Origin of the sequence: Lyngbya confervoides BDU141951 (genome assembly GCF_000817775.3) — a bacterium.
Taxonomy (GTDB): domain Bacteria; phylum Cyanobacteriota; class Cyanobacteriia; order Thermosynechococcales; family Thermosynechococcaceae; genus Lyngbya; species Lyngbya confervoides.
The window spans coordinates 1-21,886 of sequence record NZ_JTHE03000100.1 but is presented as its reverse complement, the minus strand read 5'-3'; the positions used below and the strand labels follow the sequence as shown (position 1 = coordinate 21,886).

Genomic DNA, 21,886 nt, shown 5'->3' with positions numbered 1-21,886 from the left:
GGCGCGGTAGCTCACGCCTCAGGGCATCCAAGATTCAGCGAGGGGGATCCTTGGTCGATCCAGGGGCCATACAAACGAGACTCTTTCTATGATGAAAGGGTCTTGTTTTCATTTGTCGATTCAGTAAGAGGTCATGACTTTGCAGAAAAAGGTGCAGGTAATTGGCGGTGGCTTGGCGGGTACGGAAGCAGCCTGGCAAATTGCCCAGGCCGGAGTTGCGGTTATTCTGCACGAAATGCGACCGCTACATACTAGTCCCGCACACCATAGCGACCATCTGGCTGAACTGGTGTGCAGCAATTCCTTTGGGGCGCAGGCCAGCGATCGCGCTGCTGGCTTGCTGCACGAAGAGCTGCGTCAGCTCGGCTCCATCGTGATTCGCAAAGCCGACGAACATCAAGTGCCTGCCGGAGGGGCTCTGGCGGTGGATCGTGGCGCCTTTAGTCAAGATTTGACCCGGACCCTAGCGGCCCATCCCCTGATTGAACTGCGTCGGGGAGAAGTGCAGTGCATTCCCGAGTCAGGGGTGGTGGTTTTGGCCACCGGGCCGCTCACCAGTCCGGTGCTGTCCGATCAGCTGCGAGGCCTCACGGGCCTGGATTATTTAAGCTTCTTTGATGCTGCTAGTCCCATAGTGATGGGGGAGTCCATTAATCGAGAGATTGCCTTTCTCGCATCGCGCTACGATCGCGGGGAAGCCGCTTACCTGAACTGTCCGATGACACGCGGGCAATACTTGGCGTTTTGGCAATCCCTCTGTGAGGCGGAGCAGGCGGAGCTCAAGGATTTTGATCGGGAGTCGGCTCGCTTCTTTGAAGGCTGCTTACCCGTGGAGGAGCAAGCCCGGCGGGGAGAAGACACTCTGCGCTATGGTCCCCTGAAGCCAGTGGGGATCTTTGATGCCCGCCGGGGTGATTGGCGATCCCCCGAAAATCAAGGGGATCGTCCCTATGCAGTGGTGCAGCTGCGGCAGGAGGATAAGGCTGGGCAGCTTTGGAATATGGTGGGCTTTCAAACCAATCTGCGCTGGGGCGAACAAAAGCGGGTGTTTCGAATGATTCCAGGTCTGGAAACTGCCGAGTTTGTTCGACTGGGGGTTATGCACCGCAACACTTTTCTGAATGCTCCTCAACTGCTCTACAACACTCTGCAATTTAAGCAGCGCTCCACCTTACTGGGGGCAGGGCAGCTCATTGGCACGGAAGGATACACGGCCGCTGCCGCTGGAGGCTGGCTCGCAGGAACTAACGCAGCGCGAATAGCCCTGGGGCTTGATCCGGTGGTGCTTCCCCCAGAGTTGATGAGTGGTGCCCTCTTTGAATTTATTAGCAGCGCCTCTCCCCGGCATTTTCAGCCCATGCCGCCGAATTTTGGGATTATCCCTACCCTCCCCCAAAAAATTCGGAACAAGCGCGATCGCTATGGCGCTTACCGCGATCGCGCCCTAGCCCGTTTGACCACCTGGAAATCTGAAGTAGTTGGCCCAGGGATTCAAGGACCCATCGCAGTGTTCTAAGGAGACTTGTGGGAAAAGCCAGGTGAGTTCTGGCTGATTGGCTTGGAGTTTGGTCTGGAGTCTGGGTGGGCTGGAAGCATGGACTGGGGAATCCTTCCTCCAGCCGATGCTCCAAACCAGTTTGCCTTAGCTGTCTTGGGCAGAGGGCGCCTGACCGACCTGCCGCTCTAGGGAGGCAATGGCTGCATTTGTTGCTGCCAGTCGAGTTTCCAGGCTATCCCGCACCCATTTCAGAAAATCAAGCTGCGCCAGGCGGGCTTTCTGACGGCTCTCAGCATCACAGCAGTTCGAAAAACAAAAGGGAAACATAGCTAACCTTCCAACTAAAAGCCATCCACCATCCCTATGCTAGAAGGATTTCTCACAAAAAGGGGAGGGGGAGTGAAAAAAGCTGAGGGGCGGATTAGATTTTCTGCCAAGGGTCTTGAAGGTCTCCTGCGATCGCAGTTGTCATCCATCGCGACCTATATCTATGGCGATCTATGGCGATTAAGTATCTCTGGCGATCAAGGGCGATTGTAATCGCTACTCTAGAGGTATGGAAAATTCTGCTATTCAACCCCCTGGGGTGGGCCAAATTGGTGAAAAACTGGTGGCGCAATGGCTCAGAGGTCAGGGATCTAGGGTATTGGCTGAACGCTGGCGCTGTCGATGGGGAGAACTAGATCTCGTGGTCAAGTGTCCCGCGTCCGGCGGCGGTTTTGAAATAGCCTTTGTAGAGGTCAAGACCCGGCGACAACAAAACTGGGATCTCCAGGGATTGCTGGCCGTCACCCCCCAGAAGCAAAGAAAGCTGCGACACGCTGCCCAGCTATTTTTGGCCGATTTTCCAGACCTGATGCAGATGCCGGGGCGATTTGATGTGGCGCTGGTGCAAATTGCTCGACCCGACATGGTGCCTCGAGACTTGGCTCCTGGCAGCTGGGTTGACTTTGGACCTGATCGCCTTTTCCTGTTTGATTATCTCAGTGCGGCCTTCGAGTAGGGTGTAAAGGCGGAGGATTCCCGGGGGACCTTGTCATGGTTCTGCGATCTTTGCCCAGATTCGTCAAAAACGCTCAACCCGCCTCGGATCGAGAAAGAAGCCGGCACTGTCCCCCTAAGCGGTGAACACTGAGAACAGGTCACTCGTCCATTGCCTGGGCCGTCACATCCACCACCTCTACATCAATCGTGCCTGGGGTTGCCACCCGCTGGAATTGACGATCCTTCACTTCCAGGACTTCGTTACAGCTGGGGCAGCGAGTGGGAGAAACGCTCAATCCTGTGAGTTGAAATCCGCAGACCGGGCAAGGGGCCTGGATCACGTTTCGACTGAGCCACCACCGCCCTATGATCAGCAAGATCATGGGTGCCAGGAGCAGCAACAGGATCAGGAACACAAAGGACTTGACGAGCCAACCTAAACCCAGAGTTCCCAAGAGCCAGATGATTCCAAATGTCAAAATCCAGGGGCGTAACGCTTGGAAGCTTGCCCGGAAGGATTGGGAATCAAATGCGCGCATGGAGGCACCCCCTGAGTCGGTGTGGGATTGACGAACTTCTCCATTCTACCCGCTGGGTACTGGCGATTTGTGGCCCTCGGGGAGAGCGATCGCCCCTGGACAATATTTCTCCCAATTTCCATTCTGACAAGGGCGGGACTCACCCAATGCTAGGGATGCCGAATAAATTCGTAGAGCGCCAGATATTGATCGGCAGGCTTATTCCAGGAATAGTCGTAGGCCATACCCTGCTGGGCTAACTGTTGGAATTTTTCGGGCACTTGATAATACAGATCCAAGGCCCGGTCGAGGGCGGTTTCCAGGGCATAGTTGTCCTGCTGGTAGAACACGAATCCGTTGCGCTCGTTGGGACTGCGGGCTTCATCATAGTCATAGTCAAAGACCGTGTTGACCAGCCCTCCCACCCCGCGTACCACGGGGACCGTTCCGTAGCGGAGGGCAATTACCTGGGTCAGGCCACAGGGTTCGTAGTTACTAGGAACAACCACGATGTCTGCCCCAGCGTAAATGAGATGGGCCAGCTCCTCATTAAAGCTCAGTTCAAGGTGGCAGTCAGGATTATCATTCAGGTGATTTTTTTCATGCCAGAACCAGGAATGAATCGAGGTTTCGGTGGCCGATCCCAAGAGCACAAACTGGGCTCCGCGATTGAGAGCATGGTAGATGGCGTGATGGACCAGGTGCACCCCTTTCTGGTTGTCCAGGCGTCCCACATAGCAAACAAGGGGTTTGTCCTCGTCTCGCAGCAGCAAACGATCTCGCAGCGCCTGCTTATTCACGCTTTTCTTTTCAAAGGTTTCCGGGGAGTAGTGCTGGGGGATAAAGGTGTCGGCGGCGGGGTTCCACATATCGTAGCTGATGCCATTGAGAATGCCCGAAAATTTCCCCTGATGCTGGTGGATGGTGCCCCCTAACCCACAGCCCACGTCGGTGTTATGGGCTTCCCAGGCATGGTGGGGAGACACGGTGTTGAAGGCATTGGAATAGACAATGCCGCCCTTCATAAAGTTGAGGCCAAAGGGGTTGAAATTGTCCTGGAGTCGGTCGGGATGGAAGTAATATTCAGGACGATTGAGCCCTGTGGCCCAGAGAATGTTGGTTCCAGCAATGCCTTGATGCTTGAAGTTATGAATGGTGTAGCAAATCCGCTGGGTATCCATGCCCTGAAATTTATAGATCTCGTAAAGTAGAACCGGGACCAGACCGGTTTGCCAATCGTGACAGTGGATGACGTCTGGTCGCTTATTGGCCTTGAGTAAAAATTCCAGGGCTGCTTTGCTGAAGAAGGCGAAGCGCATGTGGTCATCTAACGCGCCGTAATAGGTACCGCGATTGAAAAAGTTCTCTTCACAGTGCGGCTCGATGAAGAAACACAGCTGTCCATGCACCCAGCCACAGTGAACGGTGCAGTTGATGACGCCCCCATTCCAGGGCACCCACAGATCTCGGTAGGCTTCGTGCAGCCCCCAGATTTGGTCGTAGCGCATACAGTCATACTTGGGCAAAATTACCTCGACACAGTGCCCTTTTTTCTCCACCTCACGACTTAACCCGTAGACCACATCGCCCAAACCTCCCGCTTTAATGACAGGTGCGCATTCAGAGGCAATTTGAACGATGTACATGGGAACTCCTTAGGAAAAATTGCGTTAAATCAATGTCCCTGGGCTATGGTGGACCCTGGACCATTTTAAAGATTGGCGAAGGCGATCTCCCCCAAACCCCGTCCTAGTCATAATATTCGCTTGAGCGATGAAAAGTTTATAGAGAAAGGATTTGAGACGATAACCTCGTGGAAAAATTTCACCCAATTATCTTTGGATTATCAACTTTTGTAAAGAGATGCCGACATTTCCTGATCCCCCCTCGGAAGAGGTGGAGGGTTTGAGAGCGGACCCTCTGCTCCCCTCGACTATCCGTCCGACCCATCTGACCATCGCGTTTTCCGTAATGCCGATGCAAGCGTGGTACCATTGAAAGGTTGTGCATTCATTAATGTTGGCAAGAAGCAATGGCTGTCCCTAAGAAGAAAACCTCCAAATCTAAGCGTGATTCACGACGGTCGCACTGGAAGCGCCAGGCGCAATTTGAGGCGCAAAAGGCATTGTCAATTGGGAAGTCTGTGCTGACTGGACGTGCCGAAGGCTTTTATTACCCCACCGATGAGGATGAAGATGAGGACGAGTAACCGCTGGGGTTATTCGCCAGATGAATCGGGAGCGGCAATAGCTGGCTCCTTTTTTTGGGTGACGGTTTGAGTGACGATTCTTTATGATTGAACTTGCGATACCTTAGGAATAAACTGGGCGCCCCAGCTTATGGCGTTCCTCAATGGCTTGGAATTTATGGTTGCACCTTCATCCAGGAATTGGACTGACCTCATCCGGCAGTGCGCAGCAATTGTCGGTGAAGATGGAGTGATCAGCAGCGCCGAAGAGCGCTCGGTGTACGAATGCGACGGCCTAGCCAGCTATCGGCAGATGCCTGGACTGGTGGTATTGCCCCGCACCACAGAACAGGTGGCCGCGCTGGTTCAACTGTGCGATCGCGAGTTAATCCCCTTTGTTGCCCGAGGATCGGGAACCGGCCTTTCTGGGGGAGCGCTGCCTACTCCCGACTGCATGCTGATCGTCACGGCTCGCATGAATCAAATCCTGGAAGTGGATTTAGAGAATCAGCGGGTGCGCGTTCAGCCGGGGGTCATTAATGCCTGGGTGACCCAGGCGGTGGCAGACGCGGGATACTACTATGCGCCCGATCCCTCCAGTCAAATCATTTGTTCCATCGGGGGAAATATTGCCGAGAATTCCGGGGGAGTCCACTGTCTCAAGTATGGGGTAACCAACAACCATGTCTTGAGCATGACCTTTGTTCTCCCCAATGGTGCGGTGATGGAGACTGGCAGAAAAGTGCCGGAACTTCCAGGCTATGACCTGACCGGGCTACTGGTGGGCTCGGAAGGGACCTTAGGGATTGCCACTGAAATAACCCTGCGGATTCTTAAAGCGCCGGAAGCTGTGGAGGTATTGCTGGCGGACTTTACCACCATTGAGGCGGCGGGACAAACTGTGGCTGACATCATCCAGGCTGGGATCATTCCGGCCGGGATGGAGATTATGGATAACCTCAGCATCAATGCGGTGGAGGATGTGGTTCAAACCAACTGCTATCCCCGCGACGCTGGGGCGGTCCTGATTATTGAACTGGATGGATTGCAAGAAGAAGTGGTAGCCAGTCGCCAGCGCGTGGGCGCTATTTGTGATCAGAACGGTGCCCGGCAGGTCACCGTTGCCACGGACCTTCAGGAGCGTTTGCGCCTGTGGAAAGGGCGAAAAGCGGCCTTTGCCGCTGCGGGCAAGCTCAGTCCCAACTATTTTGTTCAAGACGGCGTCATTCCGCGCACGAAGCTGGCCACAGTACTGGGGGAAATTGAGGCCCTGGGACAGCAGTTTGGCTACCAAATTGCCAATGTTTTCCATGCTGGTGACGGGAACCTGCATCCACTGATTCTGTATGATGAGTCGGTGCCAGGATCGCTGCAAGCCGTAGAAGCCCTGGGAGGAGAAATCCTTAAGCTCTGCGTTCGTTCAGGTGGGAGCATCTCTGGAGAGCATGGCATTGGATCGGACAAGAAATGCTTTATGCCGGATATGTTCAGTGCCTTGGATTTAGAATCGATGCTCTGGGTCAGACAGGCCTTTGACCCGAAAACCCTTGCAAATCCAGAGAAAGTGTTTCCTACGCCGCGCACCTGTGGAGAGGGAGCCCATGCCCATCTGTCCGTAGAAGTGGGTGATGCGCAACTGTTCTAGCCCAACCAGAAGGTTGAAGATTCCCCTTTTGCTGCGAGCGTGAACCGGGCGATAGAGGCGCGTCTTTGGTCAGGGTAAGGCTCCAGGGAGAAGGATGAGCTTCCCTGGAATGCCCAAGGGGGCCTAAATTTTTACTACAGACCCCCACCCTTAAGGGTTTCTAATGTCACAATGGAAGAGACTCTGAGGGGGCTCTTTCAAGCGCTGGGGTCAGGGTATTTACGGGACGCTACGAATATTGAGACTAAAGTCTACAGCGGCTCCCGATCGTTGAATGATCGGGAGAGTCTCTCGCTAAAATCATTGCGAATGGAGGACAAAACCCATGTTCTTAAAGCATCAACCAAGCGGCAATCTAGTTGAAATTCTAGCGGTTCAGGATCTCATGGATCCCTTTAAGCGCACTGTGCTGGGCCGGTTCCATGCCGGGGAAGAGCTACAGGATGATGAAACCTTTACCAAATCACACCTGATCTTTCCGTCCCAGGAACCCCTGCCGCAGTGCTGGCTTGATGCCGAATACCGAGATCATCTTCAATCCCAAAACCAGGAGAAGCAAGCGAACTCCGTCGCTGTTATGGGTTAACCTACGGGCACTGCTTGTACCCAAGGGGGAGGCCTTACCCCCCCGCAACCTGCTCCAGCGGCTGTTCCATGATTGTGCGAATCTTTTGCATATCGTAGGGAAAGGGTGTCTTCAACGGGCGGTAGTCACGTTCGTGGGGGGTTCCATGCCGGATCACGGCGTTGACCACTAGGCAAGGATCGCTGGAGAGGTTCACCGCCCCGTGGGGCACCCCCGGTGGAATGGTGACCACCTGAGGGGAATCCTGGTTGAGGGGGATGTATTGATACTGGCGATTTTGCAGCACCACAAGCACCAGTTGGCCACTCACCACCAACAGTTGATCGGTTTGAAAGTGGTGCACAAATAGGTCATCAGCGGTGCCAGCGTCTACCTTGACCAGCATGGTTTCGTTACTCGATTGGGGCGTGTAAAACTGAGCCATGCCGCTAGACGTGGATTCGAGTGACTTAATCTGAATCTGACGAGAGAGCCCCATGGCGATCGCCTCCAACACAAATTTAGGAAAACATTACTTGTATCTTAGCGAGACGATATTAAAAGATGTGAAAAATATGATACAAAGTTGCCAATTTGTGCATTGCCGAGGCAAAGCGGTCCTGGCAGGGCCGCTTTGCCCTGAGATTTCAGCTGTCTGGGGCATCGGCCTCCCCTACAATTTTTCCCCGGAACACCACGTAGTTATAGATTGTGTAGGCTAGCAGAATGGGGATGAGGAAGCCCACAAAGATAATCATGAAAACCATGGAGCTAGGATCTGCGGCTGCCTGGTAGATGGTGATGGTGGGGGGAATGATGTAGGGGAAAATTAGGAATCCCAGCCCCAGGAACGATAAAACAAAGAGCAGAACAGTCCAGATAAAGGGCATGGTTTCCTGTTGTCGGTTAAGACTGCGGTACAGCAGGGTGACCAGCAATAACCCCAGTAGGGGGATGATTAGAAACAGATAGAGCAGGGGAGGGGCAAACAGGCGTGGCCGAATGGCCGGGGAAAAAATAGGGGTACTCACGGTAATGAAAGCAGCCCCGAGAAATGTGGTGATTGTGGCAAGCTTCGCGGTGCGGTAATGGGTTTGTTGCAGCGCTCCGCTGGTTTTCATCACCAGGTAGGTGGACCCCACCAGGACGTAGGCCTGAATCAGTGTTAAGGCCACCAAAATCGATCGCCAAGTCAGCCAGTCAAAGGCGCCTCCGGTAAAGTGCCCATTTCCGTCCACGGTAATACCCTCAAAAATAGATCCCAGGGCAAATCCCTGACCGAGGGCGGCTAAGAAGCTGCCGGCACCAAAAGCCAGATTCCAGGTCACCTTATTGCGAGAATTTTCCCGAAATTCAAAGGAGACGGCCCGAAAAATCAACCCCACCACCATGATGACGGCGGGCAGATACAGGGCATTGAGGATGGTCGCGTAGGCGAGGGGGAAGGCGCCAAACAGGGATCCGCCCATTAACACCAGCCAGGTTTCGTTGGCATCCCATACGTTTCCCAGGCTGGTCATGAGGATGCTGCGTCGTTCTTCACTAGATGCTGTTAGGGAAAGGATTCCCACCCCTAAATCAAAGCCATCTAACAAGATATAGAGAAATAGAAACAGTCCCAGGATGGCAAACCAGAGCTGCGGGAGAAAATAGTCTAGGGTTTCCATGGTGCATTTCTACGGCTTGTGTGTTCCTACTGTTGCGCTTCGGCTGGACGGCTGTCGGGTTCATGGCTCAGGGGTTTTGCGCCCAGAAATGTTGCTGATTTTGGAAGGGGAACCGCCAGGTTCGGACCTTCAACGATAATGCGCCGGGCAAAAAACAGGGTGGTAAAGAAGAACACGGTATACATTGCCGTCAGACCCCCCAGAGAAAATAGAATCTCCCCTGGCGGGAGTACAGAGGCGGCTTGGGCGGTCCGAATCTGGCCGTAGACGAGCCAGGGCTGACGACCGACGCAACGCACAATCCATCCAGATTCTACGGCCAGATAGCCCATGGGTCCTGCAAAGATCCAGGACCACAGCAGCCACGGCTGTTGGGCAATGGCGTCCACTCGAAGCTTGCCGCGCAACCATTGCAAAATTGAAAAGCCCATTAGGGCGACAAAGAAAAAGCCAATCCCCACCATTAACCGAAAGGAGTAGAAAATCAGGCCCACCATGGCCGGACGATCCTGGGGAGCCCATTCCTTCAGTCCTAAAACTGGCTCGGAGAGTTTAGGTTTAAATTCCAAGACGAGACCCAAGGCTTGTGGAATCTTAACCGACCACTTGTTCGACTCCGTTGCGTTATCTGGGAGCGCCAGCAGATTCCAGTCAGCCGTGGCGCCAGCGGGGATCGTTTCCCACTGAGCCTCCATGGCCGCTAGCTTGGTGGGCTGGTAATGATAGACTTGCTCCGCGCTCAGATGGCCCACAAACACCTGTAGGGGGGCAATCAATAGCACAGCGACTAAAACAATCTTGAGCGATCGCAGAAAAAATTCTGGGTGCCGGTTTTTGAGCAAATACCAGGCGCTAATCCCCCCAATCACAAACAGCGAGGTTTCCAGCGTGGCAAAAAACATGTGAAGAAAGCTTTTGACCATGAAGGGGTTAGCGATGGCCTGGAAGAAGTCATGGACCACGAATTTTCCGTTGATAAACTCACCCCCGGCTGGGGTTTGCACCCAGGAGTTGGCCGAAAGAATCCAAAAAGTTGAAAGATTTGCGCCAATGGCCACCAGAATGGTGGCTAGATAATGCATGGCGGCGGGAACGCGATCCCAGCCAAAGAGCATGATCCCCAGGAAGCTTGCTTCCAACATAAAGGCCATGGTGCTCTCAAACCCTAGGACGGTCCCAAAAAAGTCGCCCACTGCCTCCGAAAAGGGCGCCCAATTGAGTCCAAACTGAAAAGCCATCGGCAATCCGGTGGCGACGCCAATCCCAAAGTTGAGCACGTAGAGCTTAGCCCAGAATCGAGCATGGCGGTAATAGTCAGGATTTTTAGTTTTTAGCCAGAGACCTTCGACAATTACCAGGAAAATCGCCATTCCTGTGGTCAAAATAGGCCAAAGCATGTGAAAAATGGCCGTTACCGCAAACTGGGTTCGTGATAAGGCCACTGAATCTGAAAAAAAGGACATCGCAGCTATACCGGATATGAAATGCAGAATGAATCACCATTTATTCTGCTGACAATCTAGCGAATTTGCCCCGATAAAACTGCTGTCCTCCACACAGTTAGGTGGAGGGATCCCCAGGCGGGGCAATCTTCCGCTGGTTTGGGTCTGCCATCTCAGCACTATTCATGCTTCCCTCTCCTCAATCCAGACTTGGATGGCATTCAATGGCTAGGTTAGAGGGACTTTTCCGGAATGAGGGCCAGAATCCGTTTGTTTTAAGCTACTCTTCCCCAGAGGCCTCTCCCTTAGAGGTTGTCGACACTCTAGCGCTGGTTTGGAGAAAGCCAGGTACTATTTGGAGAAGTGTGTGAAATTGTCCAGGAGACCTTGAGGTGGGAGCCATGAAGCGAGTGCTGCGGGTGGGAATTGCCGGTCCGGTGGGATCGGGCAAAACGGCTTTAGTGGATGCCCTGTGCAAAGCGCTGCGCGATCGCTATCAAATTGCGGTGGTCACCAACGATATCTATACCCAGGAAGATGCCCAGTTTCTCGCCCGTTCCCAGGCCTTAACTCGCGATCGCATTGTGGGCGTTGAAACTGGGGGCTGCCCCCACACCGCCATCCGCGAAGACGCCTCAATGAACCTGGCCGCCATTGAGGAACTAGAGCTTCAATTCCAAGATTTAGACCTGGTACTGGTGGAAAGCGGTGGCGATAACCTAGCTTCCACCTTTAGCCCAGAGCTGGTGGATCTGACGATTTACGTCATTGATGTGGCCGCCGGAGATAAGATCCCGCGTAAAGGGGGACCGGGAATCACCAAGTCAGATTTGCTGGTGATCAATAAGATCGACCTTGCCCCCCACGTGGGCGCTAGTCTAGAGATAATGGAGCGCGACGCCAAGACCATGCGTGGGGATGGTCCCTTTTGTTTTACGAATCTTAAAACACAGCAGGGGTTAGCCACCGTGCTGCAGTTTATCGAGCGAGATCTCCTCCCCTAGCCGCCCCCCTAGCCCCCAGAGAGAGGGAAGGATGGCATTGCAATCTTCATCAGGGGAAGCGATCGCCCTTCCCTCAGGACCTTTTCCCTCAGGAAAATGTATACCTGGACACATTTTTATGTATCAGGATGTACAGTTTTAATTTATTGCTGGTCGTAGGATGCTCTGTATTTAACACGGGTGTCCATTATTTTACGGCACTAACCTTAAGGAGAGGAGTTGCGAATGTCGAAGCAATTTAGGAGACGAGAATTCCTAATTATGGGATCCGCGGTGGCGGGAAGCATGCTGCTGAAATCCTGTAGCGGCGCGCCAGAATCTACGAGTTCCACGGATTCTGCTAGTCCGTCTGCTTCTAGTGGAGACACGATCAAGGTTGGGATTTTGCATTCCTTGACCGGGACCATGGCCATTTCCGAAAAAAGCGTTGTTGATGCAGAACTGCTGGCCATTGAAGAAATTAATAATGCCGGAGGCGTTCTGGGGAAAACGATTGAGCCGATCACTGAAGATGGAGCTTCCGACTGGCCGGTATTTAATGAAAAGGCCAAGAAGTTGATTGATCAAGATAAGGTGGCGACGATTTTTGGCTGCTGGACTTCTGCGAGCCGTAAGCAGGTCTTACCCACCTTTGAATCTAAGGATCATATGCTTTGGTATCCGGTCCAGTATGAAGGACAGGAATGCTCTAAGAATATTTTCTACACCGGAGCAGCACCGAATCAGCAGATTGAGCCTTCTGTGACTTGGCTCCTGGAGAAATATCCTGGCAAGGAGTTTTTCCTGGTTGGCTCTGACTATGTATTTCCCCGCACGGCTAACACCATTATTAAAGCCCAGCTTGAGGCAAGTGGGGGGAAGGTTGTGGGCGAAGACTACCTACCCCTCGGAGACAAGGAAGTCACCCCGATTATTTCTAAAATCAAGCAGGCGCTCCCGAACGGCGGAGTGATCTATAACACCCTCAATGGAGATAGCAACGTATCCTTCTTCAAGCAGCTTCAGGGAGCGGGGATGGGACCGGATCAATATCCCACCATGTCTGTCAGCATTGCAGAGGAGGAGGTTCAGGCCATTGGCGTTGACTTTTTAAAGGGACATTACGCCGCCTGGAACTACTTTCAAACTGTGGATACCCCCGAGAGTAAAAAGTTCGTCGAGGCTTTCAAGGCGAAGTACGGCCAGGACCGAGTGGTAAACGACCCCATGGAGGCGGCCTATATCATGGTCCATATCTGGAAGCAGGCTGTGGAAAAAGCCGGTACGGCGGACGATCTCGATCAGGTGCGAGCCGCGGCTGTTGGGCAAACCTTTGCCGCTCCCGAAGGGACGGTGACCATGAATGCGAATCATCATTTGTCAAAGGTGGTTCGCATTGGTCAAGTGCGTGATGATGGTCTATTTGAAATCATCTACTCTACACCGGAGGCTGTTGCTCCTCTACCTTGGAATCAGTTTGTGGCCGACACCAAGGGGTATCAGTGTGACTGGACCCGAACGGATGTTGAAAATCCCGGTAAGTTTAAGCAGGCTTAAGGTTTTAAAGGATTTTCAAAGATTGGGTGGGGGCAGATTTTGCCCCCACTGTTCACTTGAATTTAGGGAGTGTGGGGATTGACTCAGCTGATTGAATCATTGCTCGGTGGTATTAGTATCGGTTCGGTGCTGTTGCTCTCAGCGCTGGGTCTGGCGATTGTCTTTGGCCTCATGGGTGTGATTAACATGGCCCATGGCGAATTGATGATGATTGGTGCCTATACAACCTTTGTGGTTCAGAATGGCCTCAAAGAAACGCCCTTTGCCGATCTATACATCTTCTTTGCCCTGATTGTGGCCTTTGGCATTACGGCATTGCTGGGACTTTTGCTGGAGCGAAGCGTGGTGCGATTTCTCTACGGTCGTCCCCTGGAAACGCTCTTGGCCACCTGGGGGGTTAGTTTGATTTTGCAGCAGTTTGTGCGAAGCGTGAGCTGGCAGTTCATGGCCGCCCTGGGCCTCTTTTGCCTGGTCTTTTTTGGGGGATGGGCTGTGCTTGATCGCCTCAACCAAATGCAGCGCTTTAAACGCTGGATTTTGACGATATGGGTTCCGATGAGTGCGGCGATCGCCCTGTCTCTGGCTGGGGTGATGGGAAATCAGTTTCAGCTTGCGGTTACCCAGCCTTGGTTTGGTACGCAAGGGGTGGATGTGACTGCCCCCCAATGGCTCCGAGGCGGTCTGCCGATTCTTCAGGGATACCAACTCCCCTTCAGTCGACTGTTTATCATTGTGCTAGCTGGGGTCTGTATTGCCGGAATTTTTGCATTCCTGAATCGCACGAACTGGGGACTAAAGATTCGTGCTGTTACGCAGAATCGAAACATGAGCGCTTGCCTGGGAATTCCTACCCGCACGGTGGATGCCCTAACCTTTGCCCTGGGATCGGGATTGGCTGGCGTGGCGGGCTGCGGGGTCGCCCTGCTGGGATCGGTAAGTTCGAACACTGGCCAGGCTTATATTGTGGATACCTTCATGGTGGTGGTAGTGGGCGGAGTTGGCAAACTAGTGGGGAGCATTGTTGCTGCCTTGACCATTGGAATTTTGCAGTATGCCATTGGGTCTAATACCTTTGGAAATCTGTTGGGCTTCAATGATGCCATTACGGGGTTCTTTGAATTCTTTGCCACCTCCAGCATGGCGAAGGTCTTTATCTTTGCCTTGATTGTTGTATTTCTACAGTTTCGTCCGGCGGGGCTTTTTCCCCAGAAGGGACGAACTGTGGATGCATAGTGCAGGAATAGATCTATGATATTTCGCTTGATCTCTGCTCGGTCGATGGTGCGTCGTCGTCAGGTTTGGATTGAAGTTGGGTTGGTCATTGCTGTTGCTCTGCTGATCTGGTTTGGTTTGCCCCAGGTTCTCACCGCGGTTGGGCAGGGATCTCGGGTGAACCAGCTGGGCCGTTTTCTATCTTTAGCCATTGTTGCTCTTGGAATTGACCTGATCTGGGGCTATACAGGTATGCTCAGCCTAGGCCACGGCATTTTCTTTGCGCTGGGGGGCTATGTTGTGGCAATGCATCTGTTGCAGCAGCCCCAGACCTTGGGGGATGCTCCCCGCGTGCCAGAGTTTTTTAGCCTCTACGGTGTTGAGGATCTTCCCCGTTTCTGGGAGCCGTTTCAATCCTTCCCGTTTGCGATGGTGGCGATCGCCGCTATCCCAGCGATTATTGCAGCGGTTCTAGGCTACCTGGTATTTCGAAGCCGGATTAAAGGGGTTTATTTCTCGATTTTGACACAGGCCTCGCTGATTGTCTTTTTCAATTTTTTTAACGGCCAGCAGAAACTGATCAATGGGACGAACGGCCTTACCACCTCGACCACCTATTGGCTTGGTGAGCAGGTCGGTTCTACGGAGGTGCAGCAGTTTTTTCTAGGGTTAACGGTGGTTGTGCTGGCGATCGCCTACGGGCTCTGTCGCTGGCTGGTGCAGGGGCGTCTCGGTAAGCTACTCATTGCCATTCGGGACGATGAAAGTCGGCTGCGGTTCTCTGGCTATAATCCCACCGGATTTAAAGTACTGGTCTTTGCCATATCAGCGGCTTTGGCGGGGATTGCGGGGGCGCTCTACACGGTCCAGTCCGGCAGTGTCACGCCTAAGTTTATGGATGTTCCCTTTTCCATTGAAATGGTGATTTGGGTTGCCGTTGGGGGACGAGGCACTTTAGTGGGAGCTGTCTTGGGGGCCATTCTGGTAAATTTTGCTAAAACGCTTCTCAGCGAGCAGTTTCCAGAGATCTGGTTATTTTTCCAGGGCGCGCTCTTTTTGTTGGTTGTGACCATTCTCTCCGATGGAATTGTGGGCTGGTTGCGAGTGGAGGGGCAAAATCTGTGGCGCTATCTGTTAGGGAAAACCAACCTGAATACCTATCCAAGTTTAGAAACGGATCCAGATGTAACCTATGAACGCGAAACTCTTGGAAATCAGCAATCTGACCGTTAGCTTTGACGGTTTCAAGGCAATTAATGATCTGAATTTTTCCATGCTGCCGGGAGAGCTGCGTGTGGTCATTGGTCCCAATGGAGCGGGAAAAACCACCTTCATGGATGTGATTACTGGGAAAACGAAACCTACCCAGGGAACCGTCAAGTTCAAGGGGAAAAACCTGTTGCCCTACGCTGAACACGAAATTGCCCGATTTGGAATTGGCCGAAAGTTTCAGACGCCGCGCGTGTATCTTAATCTATCGACCCGCGAAAATTTGGCGGTTTCAGGCGCACGAAACAAATCGGTTTGGGCGGCGATCCTGGGTCAATCTACCAAGGCTGAGCGTCACTCTGTGGCCGGGTTGCTGGCCACCATTGGCCTGGAAGCCAAGGCAGACATCCCCGCCGGACTGCTCTCTCATGGTGAAAAGCAGCGTCTGGAAATTGGGATGCTGGTTGCCCAATCTCCGGATTTACTCCTGGTGGATGAACCTGTTGCCGGGTTGACGGATGAAGAAACGGTGAATGTGGGAGAACTGCTCCTGGCCCTTGCTGCGGACCATTCCATTCTGGTGATTGAGCACGATATGGAATTTGTGCGACAAATTGCCCGCCAGGTCACGGTTTTGCACCAGGGATCGGTTCTGTGTGAGGGAACGATGGACCAGGTGCAAAGCGATCCCAGGGTCATTGAGGTCTATCTGGGGCAAACAGAGTCAGAGGTTATGAAGGAGTAAAGGATGGCGCATCTGCTAATCCGAATGAGAAATCTATCGTTTTTGGCCAGTTTTGATGCGCTGTATTTGATGTGGGGCAAATGGCATAACAGTGGGGTTCGCTGCGGATCTATCATTGGCAATGATAATAGACCTTTTCCCGGATGCACCAGGGCGATCGCTTCTTCAGCTGTCTTGCCTTACCCCTTCGGGACCTGACCCTCTGGACTCTTTAGAAATCTGGACTCTCTAGAAATAAAAAGTCCCGCCTGCGAAGATCTTCTCTCTAGGGCAGCCGCACTGCTCAAGAAAATCAACAAAACATGACAGGCTCTAAATGCGCTGTCCAGCCTGACTTTGCCGGTTGCCCCCCCCCTTTTCAGTGGAGTTTCACAAGGGAGGATTCAAGGGGAGCGATGCAACGGTTGCATAGTTTTTATTTGATTGGTACATCATTGTGCGTCTAAACGGGGATGGTTCTGCCAAGCTAAACATATCCACGAGAGCGGCGAACAGTATGGATTACCAAGCAAAGCGAAATACTGACATCCAGGAAGGTAACCCCTCGGGCAGCCCCATTGCTTTAGATGATTTTGATCGGTGGGCAAATGCCGTGAGGCAGCAGATGCTGGATTGTTTGCAGAAGCGACAACGGCGTTGACATCCTCTCCCTCTGACCTGTCGGGTACAGAGAGAGATTCCTGGGGTCGCCCCAAAGGTTTCCTGCTTCAGTGCCAGTTGACTAGAATTCATGACTGAACTCCCTGTCACCCCGACTCCACAGGCATTTTCTATTCCCCGTTGCCCACGGCTACAGATCACTGGCGCTGCTGCAACATCCCTCGGCTTAGTTGAGCCACAACTAGGGCACTGATGCACTCTCACGCTCAAGTCTTGTTTGACTGCGGCACCACAATCAGGACAGTTCTGACTCGTCCCTCTTGGGGCAACCTTGCCGTAATACACCTCTCGCTTGAAGCACACCCCAGGCAGGATTTGATGAGTGAACTGCCCCAATCCTGCATCCAACGTAGTTCGCTGACCCTTTTTGCTTCGTCTTAAGCCTACGTTGCAGCAATTTCAGCTTGCGGTGTAAGTCATTGAAAAAGCGAGGTCGCTTCACTGGTTCCCCATCGGAAGTTGAGAGAAAATATTCCAGCCCGACATCAATCCCGACCGGATGGCCATGAGGCATTGTGCTAGGAATATCGACCTCAGACTGAAGACTCAGCGTGACGAAATACCCCGATGCCTTACGGACGATGCGGGCTTGTTTGACCTCAAACAGGTCGGGGATGCACCGTGACCAGCGCACGTTTACCAAACCCAGTTGCGGCAGCTTCATCCCTTCCTCGCTGATGCAGGTCTTGAGCATCTGAGGGAACCCAAAGGAGCGCATCCGATTCGGCTTTTTGAACCGAGGGAAGCCAGATCGTTTCAATCGCCACGACTCCCAAGTGCCATTGAGCCTCCTGAGAACTTGCTGAAGCATCTGAGCATTCACGGTCTTGAGCCTAGGGAAGTTAGCCTCGCAGTCAACCGCTTTGCCTGAACGTGGTAATTCGGGAAGGGCGCATCCGTTGGCAGGATAAACGCTTGCTGAATCGAACAAGCATTCACGGGTGACTTGCGAGAATTGAGCCAGTCTTTGCGCTCCCGCAGCGCAAAGTTCCAGATATTGCGGCACAGATCCAGAATGTGCCCAATCTCTGAAATCTGCTCGGCAGTCGGCTCTAACCTGAATTCCCAGGTCATATTTAGCATGTCTACTTCATATGACAAAACTGTGTAGATTGATCTCTTTATAGACTTCAGAGCCTCGCAATGATCCTCACAGATCCCTACTCTGTGCGAATTTCTTCACCATCCAGGGGTTGCCCCCATCGTTGCAGTCGATGACGGTCTCGGACTAGGACCTCTGCCCCCTTGACCTCAATCAGTCCTTCCTGGCTCAGCCGATAGAAGGCCCGTGAGAGGGTGGCTGGGATGGTCCCTAATGTGGCTGCGAGCTGGCTCTTCGTCAGCTCTAAACGAATAACCGATCTGAGAGAATCGCTAGCTTGGACGCAACCGTCAGCGCTTTGCTTAAGCAGATAAGAGGCCAGACGTTGCGAAACATCTTTGAAGGACAACTCCTCAATCACGCCGGTGAGATGACGGGTATGTTGCGACAGGCTAGTGAGCATATTAATGGCGATTTCAGGACATTCCCGCAGCAGCTGTAGGAAGGCCTGACGGGGGAAAAAGATCATGGTTGTGGATTCCAGGGTGGCTGCAGAGGCTGGAAACGGTTTGCCATCCAGAGCGGCCACCTCTGCAAAATTTTCTCCCGGTCCAAAAATATTGAGAATCTGCTCACGCCCTGTGCTGGAGACCTTAAATATTTTCACCCGCCCCGTCTGCACAATGTAAAACCCCAAGGCATCATGGCCCTGTCGAAAAATCAGATCCCCTTTCTGGAAGGTTTGGGGATGGGAAATTCGAAGTAACGATGAACATTGGGAGGTGGAGAGATTCCGAAACAGGAGCGTTGACTGTAGCCAACGACCCAGATCTGGGTCGTGAAACATTGTTTTGGAGGTATGAGAACAGGAATGGGACCGCTTTTCATCATCCTAGCGTCCAAGCATTGGTCAATGCTGCTGGATCAATGTACCCGTTGATACCCTTGCGGAAGATCTGGCGGAAGATCTGCTGGACCCCTTCAAACAACTGGGTTTGTGAAGACCTGCGGGCAGCGGGAGATCGGCCACAACCCCAGGAAGACCCCTGGTAGGAGCATGCAATTTTTCTGACTGACCTGATTTTGTTCTCTTGGTTGTGCTGTTCTAGCCGTGCTGTTCTAGCTGTGCTGTTCGAGAATCATCTCGTCCAAACTAAAATCGATGTCAGCGCTGTCCCGGCCACTGGCGAGATAATCCTGCTGAAATGAATCCTGCAGCCCTGCGATCAAATCGTAGCTTGGGGTCCAGTTCAGCTGGCTTTGGGCCTTATGAATATCGGCAAAGAAGTGCTGCAATCGCAGTGGAAATGCCTTGCGCTTGCCAAAGTCAAAGTCCTTGGGGTTGTAATAAACCAGATTCAGTTGTTCCGGAGACTTTCCCGCAGCGATGGCACAGGCTTTTGCTAACCCGCTGTAAGTGATCGCGCGATCGCCGCTCACATTGTAAACTTCCCCAATGGCCCTTGTGTTTCCTAGAACCTGGGTCATGGCCATGGCTAAATCCTGAACGTGACCCAGCTGGGTTAAATGTTCGCCATGTCCAGGAATTGGAATCGGGCGATGGCGCACAATTCGATCAAAAAACCAGGCTTCCAAATCGTTGTAGTTTTGGGGGCCGTAGATGTAGGTGGGGCGAAGGGCGGTGAAGGGAATCTGCTGCTGGGCCAGATAGGCTTCCGTTTCCCCCTTGCCCCGGTGGCGACTGTGGGGATCGAGGGGATCTCCTTCCCGATGGGGCATCTGGTCTGATTTTAAGTAGACCCCGGCGGAACTCATGTAAACGAAATGCTGCACCCTGTCGCGGTAGAGGTCGGCTAGGGGTTGAGTGTCGGAGAGCTGACGACCATTGTTGTCAAAAATGGCATCGAAGGATTCTGGCTCTAGCAGCGAGCGAACTTGATCGCCATCGGTGCGATCGCCATGGATTTGCCGGAGGCCTTCCACTGGGGCGGGCCGGTTTCCCCGATTAAACAGCACTACCTCGTGTCCCTGCTGCACCAGAAGTTTTGTGAGAGAAACGCCGATAAATCGAGTTCCTCCCATCACTAAGATTCGCATTGTTGGTCTCCTACCCCATCACTATCCAAGGGCAATGCTCTGCAAACGCACTGCGCTCCTCATCATAGGATCAAATGCAGGCCAAAGATCCGGGTCATCTTTCTGGGGCCGAGCCATCGGTTAAGGTTGGACACTGCTGTTTGGGGTGCCTGGCTGTGATAAATTTTGCCATCTTTAGGAATTGAGAAAATTGAGAAGCTTCCTAGAAGGTGGACCCGGCTAGGGCTGAACCCTTAAATCGCGCCATTTCCACCTCAGCTTGCGAAAAGTTTGCTCCCTGCAGGTGGCAGTCCTGAAAATTGGTGCCGTGACATCTAGCGCCTTTGAATATTGCTTGGCGCAAGTCAGCCCCTGCAAAGTTGCTTTTTCCTAGGGTGCTCCAGCTAAAGTCCACCGCCTGAGCGATCAAGCCCCTGAGATTGGCATCGAAAAGATAGGTTTTAGGACAGCAAGCTCCTGACAGGTTGGCCCCTTCGAAGTTGACTTCATAGAGATGGGTGCCCACCAGGATCGCCTCCCGCAGTTCCGCTGCGGCCAGATTGGCATGGGCCAAGTTGGCCCCGCTCAGGTCCGCGCCCTCCAGATGAGCCTGGGTTAATCGGGTTCGGTGCAGATCTGCCTCCCGTAAATTAGCGCCCTTGAGGTTCACCCTTGCAAAGGAGGCGCCTCGTAGATCCGCCTCCTGGAGAACACATCCTTCCCAGTCTCCCCCGGTGGCGATCGCATTGCGCAGGTCCGCCTGCCGGAGGGAGCAGCCCTGAAGCTGGGCCTGATCCAGCTGGGCCTCCACCAGCACCGTTTGGTTCAGTTGCCCTCTCTCTAGAATGGCACCTCGCAGATCGCAGCCCTTCAAGTTGCCTTTGCTTAAGCGCACAGCGGTCAAGTTGGCCCCCTGCAGATTGGCCCCCGACAGGTCATAGCGCTGTAAATTTAGGTGCGTTAGCAGCGCCCCCCGCAGATCGGGCCTCGTCTGGGGATGCTGGCGGCGCCAATATTGCCAGGCAATCGCGCCTTTACGCAGATAATGAAGATGTTCTGGATCGGCCATGGTCTTACTCCCTTGCTCCCTGGACCGGCTGCGATCGCCCTGAGACATACTTTAAGGTGTCCTCCACTGCAGCAGCGGCAGTTTTGATATCCTGCTCAGCGCCGCCCAAAAACAACCGTCCGAAGCTCCCCACCGAAGTTACATGCAAAATATTAATAGAGGCCGCCTTTTCTGCCTCGTTTGCAGCCAGAGAGGCATAGGCGGCGGGCTGCACCTCCATAACGTATAGCGATTGTCCGGCCACAATCATCATTCCGCGACAGGTGCGATTGATCAGCTGGGCTTGGTGGGGGTCAATATTGCGAATGATTTGGCTCGACATGAGCTGGGGTTTGAGGCGATCGCCCTGGGTGACGCCCATGGTCTCTAACATGGCCTTGCCAGCAGCGCGCACCTCTGCTTGGCTGCTGGCGTGGATTTCTAATAGTCCATAGAGACGCTCGACAATCTGGACTGCGGGCCGCACCACGGCGGCCTTAAGAGCGATATCGGTCAGCCGGTTAATTTCAATGCCGGGCGAAATTTCAATCCATAGCGACGTATCTCCTGGCAGCGGAAGGAAGCCCACGGCAACTGTCCCCATAAACGCGGCATGTTGTGGCTGTAAGTTGTCAAGGTAAACATAGCTGCGTAGTTCAACGCCCAAAACCGGTGGTCTCCATCTGTCTAAGGTTGCTCAAGGACAATTGTGCCCTGAGATATTATCCCTGGCCCTGATGCGGAAGACCAGCAAAACGGATCAGATCCCTTCATCAGTTTTCTCCGAGAAACCCCGATCCTCTTAGGTCGGGGAGGGATAGGAGCGGGGCGTTAGCCCCACACAATTGACGCATCTCACAAAGTTTAGATATAATTGTGAGATACA

General features: G+C 53.2%; 21 protein-coding genes and 1 pseudogene. 11 read left to right on the top strand and 11 right to left on the bottom strand.

The annotated features are described in order from the left end of the window. Positions 1-133: 133 nt before the first annotated feature. Positions 134-1,516 (top strand): FADH(2)-oxidizing methylenetetrahydrofolate--tRNA-(uracil(54)-C(5))-methyltransferase TrmFO, encoded by a 1,383-nt coding sequence (gene trmFO, locus QQ91_RS16965; protein WP_166276370.1) that lies wholly within the window; start codon positions 134-136, stop codon positions 1,514-1,516. 126 nt (positions 1,517-1,642) lie between these two features. Here the strand turns inward: trmFO and QQ91_RS16960 are convergent, their stop codons facing one another. Continuing rightward, on the bottom strand, positions 1,643-1,825 hold the full coding sequence (locus tag QQ91_RS16960) for an RNA-binding protein (protein ID WP_166276367.1): 183 nt from the start codon (positions 1,823-1,825) through the stop codon (positions 1,643-1,645). A 72-nt stretch (positions 1,826-1,897) separates the two neighbouring features. Between QQ91_RS16960 and QQ91_RS16955 the strand changes: the two genes are divergently transcribed. After that, positions 1,898-2,038, top strand: a complete 141-nt coding sequence (locus QQ91_RS16955) for a hypothetical protein (RefSeq protein WP_166276364.1) — start codon at positions 1,898-1,900, stop codon at positions 2,036-2,038. Positions 2,039-2,054: 16 nt separating this feature from the next. Then, positions 2,055-2,501, top strand: a complete 447-nt coding sequence (locus QQ91_RS16950; protein WP_166276361.1) for a YraN family protein — start codon at positions 2,055-2,057, stop codon at positions 2,499-2,501. A gap of 139 nt (positions 2,502-2,640) precedes the next feature. Here QQ91_RS16950 and QQ91_RS16945 read toward each other — a convergent pair whose 3' ends face one another. Together QQ91_RS16945 and glgA are read right to left on the bottom strand one after the other, a co-directional pair. Beyond that, positions 2,641-3,021 carry a hypothetical protein gene (locus QQ91_RS16945; RefSeq protein WP_166276358.1) on the bottom strand — a complete coding sequence of 127 codons (381 nt, stop codon included), beginning with the start codon at positions 3,019-3,021 and terminating at the stop codon, positions 2,641-2,643. A gap of 149 nt (positions 3,022-3,170) precedes the next feature. Next, positions 3,171-4,646, bottom strand: a complete 1,476-nt coding sequence (glgA, locus tag QQ91_RS16940) for a glycogen synthase GlgA (RefSeq protein ID WP_166276355.1) — start codon at positions 4,644-4,646, stop codon at positions 3,171-3,173. Between the two features lie 386 nt (positions 4,647-5,032). Between glgA and rpmF the strand changes: the two genes are divergently transcribed. From rpmF to QQ91_RS16925, 3 genes are all read left to right on the top strand, one after another. Beyond that, a complete protein-coding gene (rpmF, locus tag QQ91_RS16935; RefSeq protein ID WP_166276352.1) occupies positions 5,033-5,209 on the top strand; it encodes a 50S ribosomal protein L32 in 177 nt (58 codons plus the stop codon). A gap of 157 nt (positions 5,210-5,366) precedes the next feature. Further along, entirely contained in the window at positions 5,367-6,833 is a 1,467-nt protein-coding gene (locus QQ91_RS16930) for an FAD-linked oxidase C-terminal domain-containing protein (protein WP_166276349.1), read from the top strand. A gap of 325 nt (positions 6,834-7,158) precedes the next feature. Further along, positions 7,159-7,419, top strand: a complete 261-nt coding sequence (locus QQ91_RS16925; protein ID WP_166276346.1) for an acetyltransferase — start codon at positions 7,159-7,161, stop codon at positions 7,417-7,419. A 34-nt stretch (positions 7,420-7,453) separates the two neighbouring features. Here the strand turns inward: QQ91_RS16925 and QQ91_RS16920 are convergent, their stop codons facing one another. From QQ91_RS16920 to QQ91_RS16910, 3 genes are all read right to left on the bottom strand, one after another. After that, positions 7,454-7,897 (bottom strand): cupin domain-containing protein, encoded by a 444-nt coding sequence (locus QQ91_RS16920; protein ID WP_166276343.1) that lies wholly within the window; start codon positions 7,895-7,897, stop codon positions 7,454-7,456. A gap of 148 nt (positions 7,898-8,045) precedes the next feature. Next, positions 8,046-9,065: a cytochrome d ubiquinol oxidase subunit II gene (cydB, locus tag QQ91_RS16915; RefSeq protein WP_166276340.1), complete on the bottom strand. Its 1,020-nt coding sequence runs from the start codon at positions 9,063-9,065 to the stop codon at positions 8,046-8,048. A 26-nt stretch (positions 9,066-9,091) separates the two neighbouring features. Next, positions 9,092-10,528, bottom strand: coding sequence for a cytochrome ubiquinol oxidase subunit I (locus QQ91_RS16910; RefSeq protein ID WP_166276337.1), 1,437 nt, complete (start codon positions 10,526-10,528; stop codon positions 9,092-9,094). A gap of 380 nt (positions 10,529-10,908) precedes the next feature. On the opposite strand from QQ91_RS16910, the gene ureG reads away from it, so the two are divergent. From ureG to urtD, 5 genes are all read left to right on the top strand, one after another. Then, a complete protein-coding gene (gene ureG, locus QQ91_RS16905; protein ID WP_166276334.1) occupies positions 10,909-11,511 on the top strand; it encodes an urease accessory protein UreG in 603 nt (200 codons plus the stop codon). 225 nt (positions 11,512-11,736) lie between these two features. Next, on the top strand, positions 11,737-13,047 hold the full coding sequence (urtA, locus tag QQ91_RS16900) for an urea ABC transporter substrate-binding protein (protein ID WP_166276331.1): 1,311 nt from the start codon (positions 11,737-11,739) through the stop codon (positions 13,045-13,047). A 78-nt stretch (positions 13,048-13,125) separates the two neighbouring features. Further along, entirely contained in the window at positions 13,126-14,280 is a 1,155-nt protein-coding gene (gene urtB / locus QQ91_RS16895; RefSeq protein WP_166276328.1) for an urea ABC transporter permease subunit UrtB, read from the top strand. Positions 14,281-14,295: 15 nt separating this feature from the next. Continuing rightward, complete coding sequence (gene urtC / locus QQ91_RS16890; protein ID WP_166276326.1) at positions 14,296-15,492, top strand: urea ABC transporter permease subunit UrtC; 1,197 nt, start codon at positions 14,296-14,298, stop codon at positions 15,490-15,492. Beyond that, the gene (gene urtD / locus QQ91_RS16885) at positions 15,452-16,213 is read left to right on the top strand and encodes an urea ABC transporter ATP-binding protein UrtD (RefSeq protein ID WP_166276323.1); all 762 of its coding nucleotides are present in this window, start codon (positions 15,452-15,454) and stop codon (positions 16,211-16,213) included. The genes urtC and urtD overlap by 41 nt, the downstream gene beginning before the upstream one ends. A gap of 501 nt (positions 16,214-16,714) precedes the next feature. Here the strand turns inward: urtD and QQ91_RS16880 are convergent. The 5 genes and pseudogenes from QQ91_RS16880 to ccmP all read right to left on the bottom strand — a co-directional run bounded on the left by QQ91_RS16880 (position 16,715) and on the right by ccmP (position 21,667). Continuing rightward, positions 16,715-17,956: pseudogene (locus tag QQ91_RS16880) on the bottom strand (RNA-guided endonuclease InsQ/TnpB family protein). 77 nt (positions 17,957-18,033) lie between these two features. Next, on the bottom strand, positions 18,034-18,762 hold the full coding sequence (locus tag QQ91_RS16875) for a Crp/Fnr family transcriptional regulator (RefSeq protein WP_166276320.1): 729 nt from the start codon (positions 18,760-18,762) through the stop codon (positions 18,034-18,036). A 272-nt stretch (positions 18,763-19,034) separates the two neighbouring features. Then, entirely contained in the window at positions 19,035-19,973 is a 939-nt protein-coding gene (locus QQ91_RS16870) for an NAD-dependent epimerase/dehydratase family protein (protein ID WP_166276317.1), read from the bottom strand. Between the two features lie 202 nt (positions 19,974-20,175). Further along, positions 20,176-21,021, bottom strand: a complete 846-nt coding sequence (locus tag QQ91_RS16865; RefSeq protein ID WP_166276314.1) for a pentapeptide repeat-containing protein — start codon at positions 21,019-21,021, stop codon at positions 20,176-20,178. A 4-nt stretch (positions 21,022-21,025) separates the two neighbouring features. Next, positions 21,026-21,667 carry a beta-carboxysome protein CcmP gene (gene ccmP, locus QQ91_RS16860; protein WP_166276311.1) on the bottom strand — a complete coding sequence of 214 codons (642 nt, stop codon included), beginning with the start codon at positions 21,665-21,667 and terminating at the stop codon, positions 21,026-21,028. Positions 21,668-21,886 lie beyond the last annotated feature (219 nt).